This is a genomic window from Kitasatospora sp. NPDC056783, assembly GCF_042789895.1.
Taxonomy (GTDB): domain Bacteria; phylum Actinomycetota; class Actinomycetes; order Streptomycetales; family Streptomycetaceae; genus Kitasatospora.
This window is the reverse complement of record NZ_JBHUAF010000148.1, coordinates 18457-18928: the sequence shown is the minus strand read 5'-3', so window position 1 is coordinate 18928 and position 472 is coordinate 18457. Positions and strand designations below refer to the sequence as shown.

General features: G+C 73.1%; 1 protein-coding gene. It reads right to left on the bottom strand.

Annotation, left to right across the window (positions count from 1 at the left end; all coding sequences use genetic code 11):
- Positions 1 to 98 precede the first annotated feature (98 nt).
- Positions 99 to 472: pseudouridine-5'-phosphate glycosidase (locus ACFRMQ_RS21495; RefSeq protein WP_380732127.1), on the bottom strand; the 374-nt coding region annotated here is incomplete at its 5' end.

The following is a 472-nucleotide window of genomic DNA, read 5'->3' as shown; positions in this document are numbered from 1 at the left end:
CTCCAGTACCCGGTGCAGGACTCCGGCGATGGCGCCCGGGGTGTCCAGCAGGGTGCCGTCCAGGTCGAAGAGGACCGCGGCGGCCCGGTCGCGCGTCGTCATGAGCGCGCCCCGGCGTACTCGGCGAGCTCCGCGGAGAGCTGTACGGCGAACTCCCCCGCCACGGTCGCGGTGGACAGCAGCACGGACCGGTTGGCGGCCGAGGTGCGTCCGTGGGTCGCCCGGGATATCGCCTTCAGGAGGTACGGCGTGATCGCGGGTCCGGTGACACCGGCGGCCTGCGCCTCGGCGGTGGCGTCCGCGAGAGCGGCCTCGATGTCGGCGGACGGAATGCCGTCCTCCTCGCGGATCGGGTGGGTGACCAGTGTCGCGGTGGCGTTCCCCGTCCGCCAGTGGGCGAGCGTGACGGCGGCGATCTCGCGCAGGTCGTCGAGTCGGTGCGGGTTGGGCAGACCGGTGCTGACGCTCAGAT